Raw genomic sequence first — 15,837 nt, forward strand, 5'->3', positions numbered from 1 at the left:
CCGCGACCGACGACTCGAAAGTCATACGCACGTGGGGCGAGCAGACCCTATGATCACTCCGCCCCGGCGTCCGCTGCGGCCGCACACGCCTCCGAGACAGGCCGAAGACGATGACGAGCACCGCCCGCAAAGCTCCCTGGGTCCTTGCCCGCTGCGCGCAGGCGGCGATAGCGGCGGCCGCCGTGGCGGACGTGTTCCGCGCGGCGGCGGCCCGGGATCACCATCTGCGCCACACGGATGCGTCCCTGCACAAGTCGGGCTTCATCTTCATGATCTTCCTCTATCTGATGACTCTTGCGATCGTGCTGTTCCTCGCGTGGCTCGCCCGGTCCCGGCGCAACGCCCAGGAGTTGTCCCCCCGGGCTTCGGTCCCGAGTCGGGGCTGGACGATCGGCGCGTGGTTCATACCGGTGGTCAACTTCTTTGTCCCGCGCCAGTTCGTCCTCGACATCGGGAGTGCGAGCTCCGCGTCGTGGGAACAGAAGCGCGACACGACACTGGTGAACCTGTGGTGGGTCGCCTGGATCACGCACGCGGTGGTGCTCGTGGTGGGGGGCCGGGTGGCCCCGGAATCGATGGCCCTCCTCGTCGTGGCGGAGGCTCTCATGATCGCGGCGGCCGTGCTGCTGGGGCTCGTCATCGAGCGCATCACCGCGTTGCAGAGCGCCGCGCTCGACGCCACCGTTCCGGTCGCACCTCTCACCCAGGCGTGAGGCAGTTTCCCGACGCACTCCCCCACAGCGACGTGGCTTGCTGCGCGCGTGACCGGCAATTACCTGGCGAAGAAGACCTTCGGCCGTCATCCGCTCGCCGCGTTCGTCGACCCCGGCCCAGCCGGTTCCGGGGAACCGGTGGCCACGCGGTTGCGGCCCGGCGATGCGGGCTCCGACCCCGCGAGCGATCACATCACCACCACTCAGGTCAGGCATGTCGGTGATGGTCATTCCGATGGACCACGACAGCCACGGGGGCAGGCCTGGAGAGCCACTCAAGTGAGGCATGGGTGGCATGCGGCTGAACGTCCGCAAGGAACGCCCCGCCAAGGCCGCGTGTCGAAAGTGGATCTTGCGCATAGGGTGTCGGGATATCGCTGAGCCGCATAGCCCTCTCGTCCGGACGTTCGATCGAGCTCATCGAGCTGCGGATGTCTTCGGCCTATGGAGGAATGCTGGAGGGCTACCCGTGCAGGCCCGTCAACGACATGAAGGTCAGGAGCCTCCAGCGGCAGGCTGAACGTGCGTTTCCCGCCACGCCGGTCCATGTGGTTCCCCCCTCCCACGAGTATCCGGACCAGACTGCCGGCGCCTTCGGCCCCGTTGAGGTGCTGCCTTCCGTGGCCTGCATCGGCGCCTTCCGCTCGACAGCGGTCGCCTCTGCACTCGACCCGGTGCTGCACCGTTCCGCTCTCACCGTGATCTGGTTCCAGACCGGCTTGGACGTACCGTCGGGCAAAGGCGCCGACCTTGCGCTGCGCAGCATCCGCTGGGAGGAGCTGGCCCAGGACTACGAGCTCTAGCGACGGGTCCCGATACAGCCACTCGTCGATGGCAGCGATCAGGACGGTCGCCTCGTAGCGGACCGCCGAATTGTCGTACGGCGTGGCGATGGCACGAAGCGGCCCAGGCCGGGCTTCGGAAGAGGTGACGGGGTCGTGGTGCCCGGATTACCGATGAGGCCGTTGCCTTCGGCAGGATGGGTGTATGACCGAAATTCGCACGCCCCGCCTCCTCCTCCGTAACTGGCACGACGACGATCTCGCGCCGATGGCGGACATCAACGCCGACCCCCGAGTCATGCGCTGGATCGACGACGGCTCGGTGCGTGACCTGGACCAGACGGCCGAGGACATCGAGCGATGGGAGGAGGAGTGGGACGAGGAAGGTTTTGGACTCTTCGCCATCGAGCTGCTGGCGTCCGGCGAACTGATCGGCTTCACGGGACTGTCCGTGCCCGAGTTCCTGCCGGAGGTGATGCCCGCCGTGGCGATCAGCTGGCGGATCGGCTCACAGTTCTGGGGTCAGGGATACGCCTCCGAAGCCGCCCACGCCACACTGGAGTTCGCTCTCCAGGACCGCGGCCTGGACCGCGTCATCAGCATCAACCGGGTGGGTGACAACGCCTCCGAGAACGTCAGCCGCAAGCTCGGCATGGTGCCCGAGCGGGAGACGGCACACCCGGAGTACGGCTACCCGCTGTGCGTTCACGCCATCGACCTCACCGCGTACCAGGCCTGAACCGGCCAAGGCGTCGATCACCGCCAGACAGCCGTCCACCGTCCCATGTCCGCGGCGCGTAGTTGACATGCTCACCGCGTAGAAGCTGTTGATGGCCTAGGGCCCAGCGGGCAGGATGAGGGCCGACCGCGAGGCCGATACGCCGTGCCGCACGGACCAGGGGGAACTATGGGTATGGCACTGAGGCCGGACGACCTTCTGTCGGGCGAGGCCGTGCAGCTCACCAAGAAGGCGAATGCCGTCGTGAAGGTCGATGAGGCCGGGCTGACACGCTTCTCTCACGACGGCTTGATGTGGACGGTCCGCATGCAAGGATCGGAGGCGATCGGCGGACAGCTGCACGTGACGAACTACCGGCTGGTCCTCTGCTCGCACTTCGCCAATCGCGCCCGCGGCCAGTTCAGTACCTTCATGCCCGTGGTCTCGGGGCTGCGGGACACCTCCAGGGGGATCAAGAGGCAGATCGAGGTCTCGACGGGAACCCACCGGTTCACCTTCGTCGTGTGGGGAATTCCCGCGCTGATGCCTGCCTGCCCGTGACGCATCCGCTGGCCGGCTGCCGCTCCCTCACCCTGGCCGATCTCGACGGCGAACCGGTCCTCGACGGCCGGACTCGTCGGACGTCCTCGCTGGAGGAGAAGTTCGAACTCATCGCCTCCGGTCAGGGCATCGCACTCGTGCCCGTCAGCATCGCGGGCACGTACTCCCGCCCCGGCCTCGTCTACCGGGCGGTGACCGATGCCCCGCCCGTCGAGACGTGCCTGGCGGTACCGGAGGACGGCTGCACGGGCCCAGTACCGGACTTCCTGGACATCGCCACCGCGCTGCTGCGCCGGCTCTCCGGCGGTTCGGGGAAGGGGGAGGAAGCCGGGACCACGAGCCTGGCGGGCGCGCCGTCAACTGACTGACCGGGCCTCCGAGTCGGTGCGCCGCGAGCCGGGTGAGGCCAGATCCCGGACGCGGTGTCCGGTCGTCGTCGAGTGCCGCCAGGGGCGTGCCCGCGTGGTGCGCAAGCGGTCAGTTTTCGAGAAGCGCCGGCCGCCCCCTCACGCCTACCGTCGTAGGCATGAACCCCATCGACGCCGTCACCCTGGAAGTGGCCGACCTCGCGGCCGTCACCCGCTTCTACTCCACCGTCCTCGGACCCGACTCACCGCACCTGCGCCTGCGCGCGACCGAAGCGGCCACCACCGGCTTCCGCGGATTCACCCTGTCCCTGGTGGTCTCCCAGCCCGGCAACGCCGACGCCCTGATCAAGACCGCCCTCGACGCCGGCGCCACCCTCCTCAAGCCCGCCACCAAAACACTCTGGGGCTACGGCGGCGTCCTCCAGGCCCCCGACGGCACCATCATCAAGATCGCCACCTCGGCGAAGAAGAACACCACCCCCGTCACACCCGACTTCGACGAGTTCGTACTCCTGCTCGGCGTCCAGGACGTCAAAGCCACCAAGCAGTACTACACCGACCGCGGCCTGAACGTCGGCAGAAGCTTCGGCAGCAAGTACGTCGAGTTCACCAGCGACGCCGGACACATCAAGCTCGCCCTGTACAAGCGCCGCGCCCTCGCCAAGGACGCGGGGGTCCCCGACGAAGGCACCGGATCACACCGACTCGTTCTCTCCGGCACCGCCGGCCCCTGCAACGACCCGGACGACTTCATCTGGGAAGCCGGCACCAACTCCCCACTCACCGCCACCACCTGAACGAAGCCACCCCTCGCAGTCCACGGAGCAGCGCCGGCATCACCATCCCTACGTCCGACAGCCGACCGGCCCCGGGCCGACATCAGCTTGGACGCCGCGACGTGTCGCCGACCCCGGGCCGGCCTTCGTCGGAGGAATGGCTGTCATCACGGGGTCACAGCGTCGCGGTCGGCTGCTCTCCTGACGCGCTGCCCGCGAGCCACTGGTCCCAGCCCAGGTTGAAGGCGGCGTAGCCGTTGTCCGCCGGGGCCTTGGCGCGGGGCGAACCGGTGATGGTGACGGGGTCGCCCTGCTTGACCTGGTCGTAGAACCACTTGGCGTCCGACAGGGAGAGGTGGACGCAGCCGTGCGAGCCACGGGCGCTGCCGCTGCCCGGCGTGGGGTCGCCGGTGGAGTAGTGCACGTACGTGCCGGACTGGGTCAGATGGACGTCCCAGGGCAGTGTCAGGTCGTAGTAGTCGGAGCTGCCCTTGTCGCAGCTGATGCCAACGCTGCAGGAGGTCATGTGGACCTTCGCCTGCTTGTCGATGACGGCCATCGTGCCGTTCCACGTCGGATACTGGGCGCTGCCCGCATTGATCGACAGGGTGCGCACCGCCCTGCCGTTCCGGGTCACCTTCATGGTGTGGCCGGTCACCGAGACATTCGCGCGCACGTCGTCACCGACCTTGAAGGTGTGCGTGTAGCCGTGCACGCCGTAGCGTCCATTGCCATTGCTGACGCCCTTCACGTCGACGTCGATCTTCACCCTCGTGCCTGAGGGCCAGTACGTCTTCGGCCGCCAGTCGGCGCGCTTGTCGCCGAACCAGTGCCAGGCGCCGGCCACCGGCTGCGAGGCACTGACCTTCATGTGCTTCTCCACCGTGGCCCGGGCCTTCGTCGCCACCGGGTCCGTGAAGACCACCGATATCGGCATGGCCACGCCGACCGTGGTTCCCGTCCGTGGAGTGATCGTCTCCAGCAGCATCGGTGGGCCCGCGGGCTTCGTCGCCGACGGCGAGGCGCTCACACTCGGTTTGCCCGACGCCTTCGCGTCGTCCCCGCTCGCCTTGTCACCGCCGCCCCCGCCACAGGCACTCGCACCCAGCAGTAGCGCACCTGTGACCAGCGCGATCCCGACCGTGCCGCCCTTGTGCCGTCCCACGACTCGCTCCGCTCTCTCACTCTTCCGCCCTGTGAGGGCCGCTTCTTGTCAGACGGCGGGGGACAGGCCCCAGTTGCACGCAACGCGTAAAACCCGCCTCAAGTCTTGGTGCACAGCGGATCAAGGACGGGGCGCCCGCTCGCCGCGATCCGCCTCGGTACGGGCCGGCATCGCACCGCCACGCAGCTCCGACCGCGCCGGGGAACAGCGACCGGCCAACGCGGGCGAGATCACCCGCTGACCCGCGCACTGCTCCGCATCTCTTCTAGGGTCGTCCGTATGATCATCGACACAGGGCCCGCCGGTTTGCTCTTCGAGTCCCTCCGGGCGGACGCCCTCACCAGCCCGGACCAGCTGCGCGAGCTCTACCCGCAGCCGAACCCGAACGCGCTCCGCAAGGAGATCGACCACCTCACCGAGGAGACCCGGGCGCTGATCGGCTGTTCCTCACTGGTGTTCATCGGAAGTGCGGACACCGAGGGCCGGGCGGATGTGACGCCGCGGGGCGGCCCGGCCGGGTTCGTCTCGGTGCTGGACGAGCGGACCCTGGTGATCCCCGACGCCACCGGCAACAAGCGGCTCGACACCCTGCACAACGTGCTGCGGACCGGACGCCTCGGCCTGCTCTTCCTCATCCCCGGCCGCCCGACCACGCTGCGCGTCAATGGCCGCGCCTGCGTCTCGGCGCGCCCCGAACTGCTCTCCCAGCTCACCCCCGTCGGCAAACCACCGGTCACGGCGCTCGTGGTGCACGTCGAGCAGGTCTATCCGCACTGCCCGAAGTCGCTGATGCGCGCCAACGCCTGGCAACCGGAGCGGTGGGTGCCGGCTGACGCCCAGCCGACCAGCGCCCAGGTGACGCTGGCCCAGCTGAACCTGCCGGGCCTGACCGTCGACCAGATCGAGGAGGACGAACGGGAGTCGCTGCGCCTGCGTTACGAGTGACTTGGGGCTGGGTCCCTCCTCGACGACCAGGCTCTCGCAGGGGAACCCTGAGGCCGAGCGCCGAGCGCCGGTGCGTGGCGCTTGGCCAAGGCGTCTTCACGGCGTGGGTGGGGCCTGGAAGTCCGTCGGGCCGGCGCGAACCGAGATCATCCGCACCGGCCGCTCTCCGCTCGCCGTGCCGAGACCAGCGCCTAGGATTGTTCATGATCGTCTTCCGGGTCGTCGTGGTCGCGTCGGAGGGCACGACGAGTGGGAGGAGCGGGGTTGTCCAGCGATCAGGTGGTGTTCGGGGCGCTTCTGCGTCGTCTGCGGCTGTCGAAGTCGCTGACGCTCGAGTCCCTGGCCGAGGCCTCGGGCGTCAGTGTCCGGGGCATCGGTGACCTGGAGCGGGGACGTCGCTCGGCCCCGCAGCGGCGGACGGTGGCCGCTCTCGCGGGCGGTCTCGGACTGGACAGGGCTCAGCGGGAGGAGTTGCTGGCCGCCGCCCGGACCGGGCGCACCCCGGCCTACAGTCCGGTGGGCGTGCGGGTCCGCCCCAGCGGCATCGACGACTTCGTCGGTCGCGACCAGGAGCTGGCACGGCTGTCGGAGTTCGGCGCACACGCCGCCTCGCCGGGCGGGCCCGACGACACCGCCGGCCATCCTGTCGTCGTGGCCTTGTACGGTCCTCCCGGGACCGGCAAGACCACCCTTGCCCTGCACGCCGCGGAGCGGCTGGCCGAGCGGTTCCCGGGCGGACGGCTCGTCGTCGACCTGCGGGGCATGGACGAGGAACCGCCCACTTCGGAAGAGCTGATGCTGGGCCTGCTCAAGGCACTCGCCGTGCCCGACCGTGACCTGGCGAAGGCCGGCGCGCACGGCCGGGCCGAGCTGTACCGGCACGCGCTGGCCGGGAGGCGGTGCCTGCTGGTGCTGGACAACGCCCGCGACGAGGCCCAGGTACGGCCCCTGCTGCCGGGCACCGGCCCGGGCCTGGTGCTGATCACCAGTCGGCGCATGCTCACCGGCCTGGAGAACGTCCACCGGATGCCGCTCGCCCAGCTGACCGAGCAGGAGGCCACCGTCTTCCTGACGTCGTTGGTGGGGACCGAACGGGCCGCGGCCGATCCGAAGGCGCTCGCGGACGTCGTCCGGCGCTGCGGGCATCTTCCGCTGGCGCTGCGCGTGGCGGGCAACTGGCTGTCCACCCGCACCGGTTGGACCGTACGCCATCTGGCCGACCGGCTCGCGGAGGAGGAACGGCGTCTCGACGCGCTGGCCGCCGGCGACCTCACGGTCACGGCCGCGTTCGACCTGTCGTACCGCCAGCTCACCTCCGGCGCCGCCCGACTGTTCCGGCGTCTGGCACTGGTTCCGGGACCGGACGTCAGTGCGGCCTGCGCCGCGCAGTTGACCGGCCAGGACCTCTTCGACACCGAGGACACCTTGGAGGAGCTGGTCGAGGCCGGCCTGCTCGGCACCGACCGGACCCGCTACCGCCTGCACGACCTGTTGCGCCTGTACGCCCGCGCCCGCCTGAGCGCCGAGGAACCGGCAGCCGAGTCCGGCCGGGCCCGCCGGGCGATGTACGGCTGGCTGCTGGAGACCGCCGTCGTCGCCGGGCGCTGGTACGAGCCCGAGCACGGTGCCCCGCCGGCCGGCCGGCGGGGCATGGTCGACCTGTCCGACGCCGGGCTGGCACGTGCGTGGCTGCAGGCGGAGGGGACCCACTGGCTGGCGGCCCTGCGCGCCGCCGCGGCGGCGGGCGAGCACGCGACGGTGGTGGAGGTGGCGGAGTCGCTGCACTGGTTCTCCGACCAGTGGATCTTCTGGGGGCACTGGCCCGAGGTCTTCGCCACCGCCGTCCTGTCCGCCAGGGCTCTGAACGATCCCCTGGTCGAGGCGACGCAGCTCAACTACCACGCCTGGGCCCTGCTCATCTGCGAGGACCGGCCGCGCGACAGCCTCGACCGCTCGGCACGCGCGCTGGGGGCCGCCGAGCGTGCCGGTGACCCGGGCCAGCAGGCCTGGGCCCACAACTACGCTGCCTGGGCCCATCGCCTGCTCGACGAGCCCGCCGAGGCACTGGACCACAACGAACGGGCGGCCCGGCTGTTCGAGGCCGCCGGCGATCTGCACGGGTCGCTGCAGAGCATGCACTCCCGTGCCCTGATCCTGGAGACGCAGGGCCGCAGCGTGGCGGCCATCGCCGCCTACGAGGACGTACTGGCCTGGCTGGAGAAGGCCGGAGACCGCATCGAACCGCATGCCGCTGACATGACCCGGGTCGGGGTGCACGGGGGGCTCGGTCTGAACCATCGCCGCCTGGAGCGGTGGGACGAGGCCGTCGCCCACTGGCGGACCGCCGTCGGCATCTGCCGTGCCACGGGGAACACCGCCATGGAGAGCCGGCAGCTGACCGAGCTCAGCGAGGCGTTGCTGGGCGCGGGCCGCACGGCCGAGGCACGGGAGGCCCTGGAACGCTGTCTCACGCTCGGTCCGGACGCCGATCCGCGGCGCGTGGAGCACGCCCGGGACCGGCTCGCCCGCCTCGACGCGCAGTGAACGTGCCCCCGCTGCCGGCTTCGCGGGATCGTGCCCCCGATGCGGGCCGCACCCGTCAGTGGTCCCGCCCCTGCGGGAACCCTTCGCTGGTGAGGAAGTAGAAGACGGGGAGGACGACGAAGACGGCGATGGCCAGCAGCGGCGCGACGAGCACGCCGAGGAGCCCGGCGGTGCCGTAGGCGAGGGCTCCGGCCCAGGAGCGCAGCCGCCCGTGCCGTACGTAGGTGTCCTCGACGTCCGGTTCCAGCACCTCGGGCCTGCGGGCGAGCTGGTGGTAGAAGACCACCCAGCTCAGGCACATCGCGGCGGCCAGTCCGGCGTAGAGGGCGACGGCGACCCGCGCGTCGGTTCCTGAGGGTGCCTCCTGTATCGCGTCCGCGACCACCGCGGTGGGGAAGGACAGGGCCGTCGTCGTGAACAGCAGCAGCAGATTGGCAGCGTGCAGCCCGCGGTCCATGAGCCGGATCCGGACGAAGGCCTGGTGGTGGTTGAGCCAGATCACCGAGATGTATCCGAAGGAGGCGAGATACCCCAGGTAGGCGGGCCACTGGGCCAGCAGGGCATGGCCGAGGCCGCCCGGCCGGTGTGCCGGGTCGGACAGACCGAGGACCAGCAGGGTGACGGCGACGGCGAGCACACCGTCGCTGAAGGCCTCGGCGCGGCTGGTGTCGGAGCGGGAGAACCCGCGGAGCCGGGTGTGCGACACATTGCTTCCTGATGTGCGGGCGGACGGCGGTACGGACCGGTGGTGAGCCAAGGCGCCTACGATGCGTCCCTGGCCGGGCCCGCGTCCCGCCACTCGCTGGGCGAGCAGCCGTAGGCGGACTTGAAGACGCGGCTGAAGTGCGCCGCGTTCTGGAACCCCCAGCCGCGGGCCACCGCGGAAATGGTACGGCTCACCCGACCGCGGCGGAGCAGCTCACGGGCGCACTCCTCGAGCCGCCGCTGCTGGATGAGCCGGTGGACCGTGGTGTCCTCGCCCTCGAACAGCACGTGCAGGTAGCGCAGCGAGATGCCGTGGGCCTCGGCGACGCGGGCCGGGGAGAGCGCCGGGTCGCGCAGCCGGGCGTCGATGTGGGCGCGGACGCCGGCGATGAACCGGGCGCGTCCGGTGGCGGATTCGGTGCCGTCGTGCCGGCGGGACTGCTCGTCGACGAGCGTGGCCAGGAGGTCGGTGACGGTGCCCGCGAGACGGTTCCTGACGTGACCGGCGAGTCCGGTGGCGCCGGAGGCGATCGCGGTGGCCAGGGGGCGCAGCAGTGCCGCGACGCCGTCGGTCGTGGGGATGGCGCGGCCCGTGAGGTACCGGGCGCGTTCGGCGGAGGGTCCGAGGGCGCGTTCGGGCAGCCTGAGCCCGTACATGTGGAACGGCGTGTGCTGGTCCAGAAAGAAGGGCCGGCGCAGGTCCAGGAGCGCCAGCTGACCGCTGCCGACGGCTGCCTCACGGCCGTCCTGCCGGACGGCCGCGGTGCCTTGCTGCTGCAGCAGGAGGATGACGTGGTCGTCGCCGGCGGCCGGTCCGGGTCCGGGTGTGCGGCTCAGCCGCAGTGGGGCCGCGCGCATCGACAGCAGCCGCAGGCAGCCCTCGTCCCCGGTGACGAGGGTGCCCTCGAAGTCGGTGGTTCCCGGATGGGGGGTGACGTCGACGGGGGCCAGCCGGCGCCGGACCGCGCGCTCCCAGTGCCGTCCTCGCTCCGCCCGCGGCATCGCTGCTGTGCTGATCTCGTCCTGCACGGCGGCCCCCTCCTGTCGCTCCGGTCCCGGCGGGACGGATGCGTGCGCGCCTCCAGGCTGTTCGGGGCCCCGGTGGTGGGGGTAGGTCATGTGACCTGCGGGAGGCGGGGCGTTCGGCCTGTGCGCTCCGCATGTCGCGGTGCGCGGGGAGACATGGTCGACGGGGCGCGCGACGGCTAGGGTCGGCCGGAAATCCGTCGGGGCGCGCGCCAGGTTCACCGGTCCGCCGCATCGGCGTCCGAGAGGCCACGGCCGGTCAGGAGTGCGCGTGGGTGCCGATCAGCCGTGGGGCGCGTCTCCGGTCCTGGAGCGGGAGGCGCGGGAGTTCGTCCGTGTGCACCGCTGTCCGGCGGTGCTTCCGGGGGCCGATCCGGCACCGGCGCGCGCCGAGGTCGCTCCGTTGGTCGGTGGCGGCGGCCTGGCGGACGTGGACGAGGAGTGGCTGGCCCTTCCGGGCCGGCGCGGCGAACGGATCCGGGTCCGGGTGCTGCGGCCTGCGGGGGCCGTCGGCCCCCTGCCGGTCGTGCTGTTCCTGCACGGGCTGGGCTGGATGCTGACCGATGCGACGGCGCACGACGGCCTGGTCGCCGATCTGACGCTGGGCGCGGACGCGGCCGTGGTCGTACCGGAGTACGACCGGACGCCCGAGGTCCGCTACCCGGTGGCGCTTGAACAGGTGTACGCGGTGGCGCGCTGGGTCGGTGCGCACGGTGGGGCGTGCGGGCTGGACGGCGGGCGACTGGCGGTGGCCGGGGTGTCGGCGGGGGCGAACCTCGCGGCCGCGCTGGCGCTGCTGGCGAGCCGGCGCGGTGGGCCGCGGCTCGCTCACCAGGTGCTGGTCTGTCCGGTGACGGACGCGCGCATGGACACGGCGTCCTACCGGGAGTTCGGCGACGGCTACTTCCTCGGCCGGGAGGCCATGGGTCAGTTCTGGCGGCAGTACGTGCCGGATGCCACCGACCGGCTGGCGAGCACGGCCTGCCCCGCACGGGCGACGGACGAGGAACTCGCCGGTCTGCCGCCCGCGCTGGTCGTGACGGCGGAGGCGGACGTGCTGCGGGACGAGGGTGAGTCCTACGCGGCGCGGCTGCGCCGGGCGCGGGTGCCGGTGGTGTCGATGCGGTACCACGGCACGGTGCACGGGTTCGTGCTGTTCGACGAGCTGCGCGACAGCCCGGCGGGCCGGGCGGCTCGTACTCAGGTGCTGGACACCCTGCACACGGCCCTCCACGCCTGGCCCGTCTGAGGATGCCGGGTCGCTGGCGCCGAGAGCGGCCGCCGCTTTGTCACTCGCCGGGGCTCGGGCCGTCCAGTGCCCGTGCGACCGCGGCGCGGGAGGCGATGCCGAGCTTGGGGAAGGCCTTGGCCAGATGTCCGCCGACGGTACGCGGGGACAGGCTCAGCCGGGCGCCGATCTCCTTGTTCGTCAGCCCGTCCGCCGCGAGCCGGGCGATCCGCAGTTCCTGTGCCGTGAGGGAGGCGGGGCCGCCGGTCCGGGTGAGGGCGCGCAGTTCCCGTTCGGCGCGCTCGGCCCAGGGCCGGGCGCGCAGCGTGCGGAAGGTGCTCAGGGCCCGTTCCAGCGTCTCGCGTGCCTGTGCGCGCCGGCGGTCGCGCAGCCGGGCGCCGTGCGCCAGCCGCAGCCTGGCCAGTTCGAACGCCCACTGGTCGGCGCCGGGTACGGCGTAGGCCGCCGCGTACAGCGCGTCGGCGTCCTCGTCGGCGGCGGCGAGCGCCCGCGCGGCGGCCAGCAGGAAGGCGTGGTGCGGCGAGATGTCGCCCATCCGTGCCGCGTCGGCCGCCGCCACGTGCGCCCGCGCCTGCGCCGTCCGACCGGTGCGCAGGGCCGCGTCCACGAAGTCGAAGAAGGGCAGGTGGAACCGGGGCAGGTCGGCCGGCAGGGCTCCGGGCGGGGTCAGACCGGACAGGATGGCGTACGCCTCCTCGTCCCGGCCGTGTGCGAGGGCGGCGAGGGCGCGCAGGTGCGTGAGGTGGTCCACGACGAACTTCATGCGGGCGCGGGCGGCCAGGGGCCTGAGGGCGCGGTCGGCGGCGAGCAGGCCTTCCTCGTCACCGCGTCCGGCGAGGAAGTGGGCGTGGTGGTGGCGGAGGAGCAGGGCGTTGCAGTGGTACCCGAGGGCTTCGGCCGCCTCGGCCTCGCGCAGGCACGCCTCGGCCCGGTCCCAGTTGCCGTGCAGATAGTCCTGGTAGGCGCCGGCCTTGGCGATGCTGCCCTGGGTGGCGTAGGCGTGCTGGCCCAGGAAGCGGCGCCGCAGGGACGCGTCGGCCATGTCCAGCGCGGACGCGGTCCACAGCAGCAGCCAGGCGGCTCCGGCCTGCTGTTCCTGGCTCATGGTGGCGCCCATGGCACGCAGTTCGGCGCCTGTGCCGTGCGCGGTGCGGGCGGGGTCCGACCAGGCCCGGCGGCACAGGTCGGCGAGCGGGGAGACCTGGTCCCGGTGGGCCAGCAGGGCGGCCCGGCCGCGCGGGTCGGAGGTGTACACCGTCGCCAGCAGCAGCTTGAAGTACATCTGCTCGGCGAGATCGCCGAACGGTCCGGCGCAGGGTTCCGCCCGGGAGAGGGCTGCCAGGGCCTGCGGGAGCAGGCTGAACGACGACTCGAAGTCGACGTGGTGGCTCTGGTCGACGTAGACGACGGCGTAGGCGTACAGCGGTGCGCTGTCGTCGGGGACCGGTGTCCGGCGCAGTTCGTCGACCAGTTTCGCCGCGTACGGCAGTCGTCCGCCGCGTGCCGCCATGACCGCGGCCCAGATCAGGCGGCGGGTGCGGTCCTCGGCGCCGGTGCTCAGGGCGGCCGCGCGGTGCAGCAGCAGGGCCCCTTCGGCGTCGCCGCCGCGCAGTGCCAGGCGCCCCGCGGCCTCCTGGAGCCGTCGGGCCAGGTCGGCGTCGGGGAGGCGGGTCGCGTCCGCCTGGTGCCCGAGGGCCCGGGGGTCGTCGTAGGGGAGTGCGGCGGCGAGCCTGCGGTGGGCGGCCCGACGCTCGGGCCCGGAGGCACGGGCGACGACGGCGCCGCGCACCAGCGGGTGCCGGAAGGAGAGCCGGCCGTCCGGGTCCAGATGGGCGAGTCCACTGGTCTCGATCTCGTCGAGCACGTCGGCCGCGCTTCGCGGGACGAGGTCGTGGAGCCGGTCCGGCGTCACGGCCGTCGCCGCCGTGCCGCCCAGGGCGGCGTGCAGCAGCACTTGGGTGGCTGCCTCGGACAACTGGTCGAGGCGGGGTGCGAACAACCGCTCCAGGCGTCGGCCGAGCGGGAACCGCCCGGGCAGGGGCATGACGCCGCGTGCCTGGTCGGGATGGAGGTGCGCCGGCAGTTCGACCAGGGCCAGCGGGTTGCCGGAGGCCTCCTGGAGGATGCGGTCGGCCGTGGTGACGGCCAGCTGCGGGTGCCGGGTGCGCAGCAGCGTGCGGGCGTCCGGGCCGTCCAGGGCGGTCAGTTCGACGACGGTGCCGGGGCCTCCCTCCACCATGGGCCCTTCCGGGCGGGTCGCGCCGACGAAGGCCAGCGGCATCTCGCTGGTCCTGCGCTGGAGGAACGCGAACACCTCGGCGCTGGAGGGGTCGACCCACTGCAGGTCGTCCAGGAGGACCAGCACAGGGCGCATGCGTGCCTCCCCCGCGAGCAGGGCCAGTGCGGCGGCGCCCACCAGGAAGCCGACGCGTGCCGGTTCCGTGGCCTCGCCGAGGGCGAAGGCGAGGGCCCGGCGCTGTGGCTCCGGCAGGGCCCGCATACGATCCCTCAACGGCCACAGCACCTGATGCAGCGCGCCGAACGCCACCTCTGCCTCGGCCTCGGCGCCCACCGCGCGCAGCACGGTGAACCCCAGCGTTCGCGCCTCGCCGTCGGCCCAGTCCAGCAGTGCCGTCTTGCCGATTCCCGCGTCCCCTTGCAGGAGGGTTCCGGTTCCGCCGCGTCCCGCACGGGCCGCCTGCAATACGCGCCGCAGCAGGGCCTGCTCCGGGGCACGGCCGGTCAACGCGGTCCGGTCCGGGGCCGGTTGGCCGGGGGGCGCCTGGGCCGGGACAGCCGGAGCCGGGCCGTCGGGGGCCGTGTGGTCCGGGGTCGTAGGGGCCGCGGGCCGGTGGTCGTCGGACAGGGCCGCTCCGGCCCGGGCCACTCGCGGCGGCACGGCGTCGCACTCGACGCCGGGAGCCTCGGGCGACGGGACGCGCGCCGGAACCGTGTCGGGACACAACGGAGGGATGCCGGGTGCGGTGCGCGCCGCCGCGGGCGCCGGGGTGGCGACTTCCGTCGCCTGACGTGGTGCTGTGATGGCGTCAGGCCGCACGGGAGCAGTCCCCGCCTGTAGTGGGGGCAGTGACCCGGCGGTGGCCGGCGGGCCCCTCGGGTGAGGACGGCGTTCCGGCGGCGCTCGGTGCCGGGAGCCCTTCGCGCTGCGCGGCTGCCGCCCGACGGCGCCATTCGCGCGGGGAGTGGCCGTAGACGCCGCGGAACACCCGGCTGAAGTGGGCCGGATTGACGAAGCCCCAGCGGTTGGCGACCACGGCCACGGCGGGTGCGGCCCTGCCGCCGCGGGCCAGTTCCCGTGCGCACTCCTCCAGGCGACGACGCTGGATGAGACGGGCGACGGTGATGCCCTCGTCCTCGAAGATCCGGTGCAGGTAGCGCAGGGAGATGTGGTGGGCGGCGGCCACGGCCTCCGGCGCCAGTCCGGGATCCGCCAGATGACGATCGATGTGATCGCGGACGCGCAGCACCAGGTCCTCCCGCCCGGTGGCGATGCCCCGAAGCGGGTTGCGCTCGGCCACCAGCGTGCCGAAGAGATCCACGACACTGGCCGCGAGCCTCGCGCCGTCGACCGGGCCGTAGGCGTGGGCGGAGGCGAGCAGCGTGGCGAGGAAGGGGCCGAGGAGCGCGCCGAAGCCGTCGGTGCCGGCGACGGCGGTCGCCGTGACCGCCCGCAGTTCCTCGTCGGAGCAGTCCAGCCCGCGGCGAGGCAGGTGCACGAGGTGGCAGACGAACCGTTCCGGGAAGTCGAGGGTGTACGGCCGGGCCGTGTCGTAGACGAGGAGGTCGCCCGTGGCCGCGACGGCGTGCCGCCCGTCCTGGAGCAGCGTCGCCGTGCCCGTCGTCAGCACCAGGACGGCCACGCACGGCTCGTCCGCCGTCCCGTGGTGCGCCGGCCTCCCGCTGAGGCGTACGGCGTCGGCTTCCAGGGAGCAGGTCCGCAGGCTGCCGAGGCGGCCGCCGGTGATCCGGCCGGCGAGGGAACCGCTGCCCCGGGGCGTCACAGCCATCGGGGCGAGGGCCGTGGCGAGGACCGGCCGCCAGCGATCGAGCCCGTCCCCCGCAGGCATCGTGTCCGTCGACAGCACTTGTTCCACCTGGTTCTCCTCTCCGGTACGAGCAATCAACCAGCCCGCCGGGGCGTGTACCAGGCACTCTCCAGGCAGAAAGGGAAGCGACCCCGCGTTCGTGGCCGGCGCGGTGCGCGCAGGGAACAGCTCGGTGCACACACCGGCAGGCCAGGGCGTCCACGCGCGCGTATCGTGGC

At 72.3% G+C, this 15,837-nt stretch carries 14 protein-coding genes and 1 pseudogene; 10 read left to right on the forward strand and 5 right to left on the reverse strand.

Annotation, left to right across the window (positions count from 1 at the left end; translation table 11 throughout):
* Nucleotides 1-110 precede the first annotated feature (110 nt).
* The 7 genes and pseudogenes from FHS34_RS10135 (at nucleotide 111) to FHS34_RS10165 (ending at nucleotide 3,939) form a co-directional block, all read left to right on the forward strand.
* Complete coding sequence (locus FHS34_RS10135; RefSeq protein ID WP_184963430.1) at nucleotides 111-713, forward strand: DUF4328 domain-containing protein; 603 nt, start codon at nucleotides 111-113, stop codon at nucleotides 711-713.
* A gap of 69 nt (nucleotides 714-782) precedes the next feature.
* Nucleotides 783-923: pseudogene (locus FHS34_RS44140) on the forward strand (IS1380 family transposase); the annotation flags it as partial.
* 161 nt (nucleotides 924-1,084) lie between these two features.
* Nucleotides 1,085-1,516 (forward strand): hypothetical protein, encoded by a 432-nt coding sequence (locus tag FHS34_RS10145; RefSeq protein ID WP_184964255.1) that lies wholly within the window; start codon nucleotides 1,085-1,087, stop codon nucleotides 1,514-1,516.
* Nucleotides 1,517-1,700: 184 nt separating this feature from the next.
* A complete protein-coding gene (locus FHS34_RS10150; RefSeq protein ID WP_184963432.1) occupies nucleotides 1,701-2,234 on the forward strand; it encodes a GNAT family N-acetyltransferase in 534 nt (177 codons plus the stop codon).
* A gap of 174 nt (nucleotides 2,235-2,408) precedes the next feature.
* Entirely contained in the window at nucleotides 2,409-2,774 is a 366-nt protein-coding gene (locus FHS34_RS10155; protein WP_184963434.1) for a hypothetical protein, read from the forward strand.
* The gene (locus tag FHS34_RS10160) at nucleotides 2,771-3,142 is read left to right on the forward strand and encodes a type 2 periplasmic-binding domain-containing protein (RefSeq protein WP_225817327.1); all 372 of its coding nucleotides are present in this window, start codon (nucleotides 2,771-2,773) and stop codon (nucleotides 3,140-3,142) included. Before FHS34_RS10155 ends, FHS34_RS10160 begins: the two co-directional genes overlap by 4 nt.
* 158 nt (nucleotides 3,143-3,300) lie before the next feature.
* Nucleotides 3,301-3,939 (forward strand): VOC family protein, encoded by a 639-nt coding sequence (locus FHS34_RS10165; RefSeq protein ID WP_184963436.1) that lies wholly within the window; start codon nucleotides 3,301-3,303, stop codon nucleotides 3,937-3,939.
* 154 nt (nucleotides 3,940-4,093) lie between these two features.
* Here FHS34_RS10165 and FHS34_RS10170 read toward each other — a convergent pair whose 3' ends face one another.
* Entirely contained in the window at nucleotides 4,094-5,083 is a 990-nt protein-coding gene (locus FHS34_RS10170; protein ID WP_184963438.1) for a L,D-transpeptidase, read from the reverse strand.
* A gap of 279 nt (nucleotides 5,084-5,362) precedes the next feature.
* Here FHS34_RS10170 and FHS34_RS10175 point away from each other — a divergent pair, with 279 nt between their 5' ends.
* Entirely contained in the window at nucleotides 5,363-6,028 is a 666-nt protein-coding gene (locus tag FHS34_RS10175) for a pyridoxamine 5'-phosphate oxidase family protein (protein WP_184963440.1), read from the forward strand.
* A 264-nt stretch (nucleotides 6,029-6,292) separates the two neighbouring features.
* Complete coding sequence (locus FHS34_RS10180) at nucleotides 6,293-8,572, forward strand: ATP-binding protein (protein ID WP_184963442.1); 2,280 nt, start codon at nucleotides 6,293-6,295, stop codon at nucleotides 8,570-8,572.
* Between the two features lie 55 nt (nucleotides 8,573-8,627).
* Here the strand turns inward: FHS34_RS10180 and FHS34_RS10185 are convergent, their stop codons facing one another.
* Both FHS34_RS10185 and FHS34_RS10190 read right to left on the reverse strand, forming a co-directional pair.
* Entirely contained in the window at nucleotides 8,628-9,278 is a 651-nt protein-coding gene (locus tag FHS34_RS10185; protein ID WP_184963444.1) for a TMEM175 family protein, read from the reverse strand.
* Between the two features lie 56 nt (nucleotides 9,279-9,334).
* A complete protein-coding gene (locus tag FHS34_RS10190; protein WP_184963446.1) occupies nucleotides 9,335-10,306 on the reverse strand; it encodes an AraC-like ligand-binding domain-containing protein in 972 nt (323 codons plus the stop codon).
* 268 nt (nucleotides 10,307-10,574) lie between these two features.
* Here FHS34_RS10190 and FHS34_RS10195 point away from each other — a divergent pair, with 268 nt between their 5' ends.
* Nucleotides 10,575-11,552 carry an alpha/beta hydrolase gene (locus FHS34_RS10195; RefSeq protein ID WP_184963448.1) on the forward strand — a complete coding sequence of 326 codons (978 nt, stop codon included), beginning with the start codon at nucleotides 10,575-10,577 and terminating at the stop codon, nucleotides 11,550-11,552.
* A 40-nt stretch (nucleotides 11,553-11,592) separates the two neighbouring features.
* On the opposite strand, the gene FHS34_RS10200 is transcribed toward FHS34_RS10195, so the two are convergent.
* Both FHS34_RS10200 and FHS34_RS10205 read right to left on the reverse strand, forming a co-directional pair.
* The gene (locus FHS34_RS10200) at nucleotides 11,593-14,451 is read right to left on the reverse strand and encodes an AAA family ATPase (protein WP_225817328.1); all 2,859 of its coding nucleotides are present in this window, start codon (nucleotides 14,449-14,451) and stop codon (nucleotides 11,593-11,595) included.
* Nucleotides 14,452-14,599: 148 nt separating this feature from the next.
* Nucleotides 14,600-15,667, reverse strand: coding sequence for an AraC-like ligand-binding domain-containing protein (locus FHS34_RS10205; protein ID WP_184963450.1), 1,068 nt, complete (start codon nucleotides 15,665-15,667; stop codon nucleotides 14,600-14,602).
* Nucleotides 15,668-15,837 lie beyond the last annotated feature (170 nt).

Source organism: Streptomyces echinatus (genome assembly GCF_014203595.1).
Lineage (GTDB): Bacteria > Actinomycetota > Actinomycetes > Streptomycetales > Streptomycetaceae > Streptomyces > Streptomyces echinatus.